General features: G+C 77.5%; 2 protein-coding genes. Both read left to right on the top strand.

The annotated features are described in order from the left end of the window. Positions 1–898: 16S rRNA (adenine(1518)-N(6)/adenine(1519)-N(6))-dimethyltransferase RsmA (gene rsmA / locus MHY29_RS11920; RefSeq protein ID WP_239241503.1), on the top strand; the 898-nt coding region annotated here is incomplete at its 5' end. Continuing rightward, positions 895–1,943: 4-(cytidine 5'-diphospho)-2-C-methyl-D-erythritol kinase (locus MHY29_RS11915; RefSeq protein ID WP_239241501.1), on the top strand; the 1,049-nt coding region annotated here is incomplete at its 3' end. The genes rsmA and MHY29_RS11915, both read left to right, overlap by 4 nt.

Here is a 1,943-nt window from a genome sequence, read left to right as displayed (position 1 = left end):
CCCCGACGCCCCCGCCACTGCGCCCCTCCTGAGCGCGGCCGACGTGCGCCGTCTGGCCGCCGAACTGGACCTGCGCCCCACCAAGCAGTGGGGGCAGAACTTCGTGATCGACCCCAACACCATCCGCCGCATCGTCGCCGCCGCGGACCTCGCCCCGGACGAGCACGTCCTGGAGATCGGCCCCGGCCTCGGCTCCCTGAGCCTCGGCCTGCTGGATGCCGCCTCGGCCGTGACGGCCGTGGAGATCGACCCCGTCACGGCGGCCCGCCTGCCCGCCACCGCCGCCGAGTTCCGCCCCGAGCGGGCCGCGGATCTCGCCGTGCTCCACGCGGACGCCATGACCCTCACCGCCGAGGGCCTGGACTCCGTCCGCCCGGCCGGTGCCGCCTCCGGGCCCACCGCGCTGGTGGCGAATCTGCCCTACAACGTCGCCGTGCCCGTGCTGCTCCACGCCCTGGCCGTGCTGCCGGGACTGCGCCACGGCCTCGTCATGGTCCAGGAGGAGGTCGCGGACCGCCTCGCCGCCGGACCCGGCTCCCGCGTCTACGGCGTGCCCTCGGCCAAGGCGGCCTGGTATGCGGACGTGCGCAAGGCGGGTGTGATCGGCACTCAGGTGTTCTGGCCGGCGCCGCGCATCCACTCCGGCCTCGTCGCCTTCACCCGTCGCGAGCCCCCCACGCAGGCCGTGGACCGCCGTGAGGTGTTCGCGGTGGTGGACGCCGCGTTCGCCCAGCGCCGCAAGACCCTCCGCGCCGCCCTGGCCACCTGGGCCGGCTCGCCCGCGCTCGCGGAGGAGGCGCTCGTGGCCGCGGGCGTGGATCCGAAGGCCCGCGGCGAGGCCCTGGACATCGCGGCGTTCGCGCGGATCGCCGAACACCGGCCGGAGGCGGCGTCGTGAGCGGCCTCCCGGGCCCGAACGCCCGCCACGTCACCGTCCGCGCGCCCGGCAAGGTCAACCTCTCCCTGCGCGTGGGCCCGCCACGCCCGGACGGCTACCACCCCGTGGCCAGCGTCTACCTGGCGGTCAGCCTGGCGGAGACCGTCACCGCCGTGGCCCGCCCGGACGGCGACGCGCGGATCACCCTGGCCGAGTCCACCCGCCAGCCCAGCTCGGTGGACACCCGGGACGTCCCCTGGGACGAGCGCAACCTCGCCCACCGGGCCGCCCTCCACCTGCGCCAGAGCCTCGGCCTGGCCCCGGAGACCCACGGCGTGCACCTCGAGGTGTCCAAGCAGGTCCCCGTCGCCGGCGGCATGGGCGGCGGCTCCGCGGATGCGGCCGCCGCGCTGCTGGCGTGCTCCGTCCTCTGGGACACCGGCCTGACCCGCTCCGAACTCGCCGAGCTGGCCGCGCCCCTCGGCGCGGACGTGCCGTTCGCGGTGACCGGCGGGGCCGCCGTCGGGCGGGGCACCGGCTCGGAGCTGACCCCGGTGGCCGCGCGTCGGCCCGTGCACCTGGTGCTCGTGCCCGCGGACGCCGGGTTGTCCACTCCCATCGTGTTCCGCACCCTGGACGAGCTCCGCTCCCTCGGTCGGGCTCCGGAGGGGCAGGGGGAGCCGGCCGTGGACGCGGACGTGGTCCGCGCCCTGGCCCAGGCGGACCCCCTGGCGCTGGCCCTGGCCATGGAGAACGACCTCCAGACCCCCGCCGTGACGCTCTTCCCCGAGCTGTCCGACGTCATGGACGTCGGCCTGGACGAGGGTGCCCTGCGCGCCATGGTCTCCGGCTCCGGGCCCACCCTGCTGCTCCTGGCCCATTCGGAGCAGGACGCCGCCCGCCTGGCCACCGCCGTGCAGGAGCGCACGGGCGTGGCCGCCGTGGCCGGGCCACGGCGCCCCCCCCCGGGGGGCCCGCCCGGGCTGTCTCACACCCCGGGGGCGGCCTTTGGGGGGGGGGGGGGTGGCACCCGCGCGGCGGGCCACCACGGTGGGCACGGTGGCGG

The sequence above is a fragment of the Micrococcus sp. ACRRV genome, from assembly GCF_022346985.1.
GTDB lineage: Bacteria > Actinomycetota > Actinomycetes > Actinomycetales > Micrococcaceae > Micrococcus > Micrococcus porci.
This window is presented reverse-complemented; position numbering and strand designations above follow the sequence as displayed.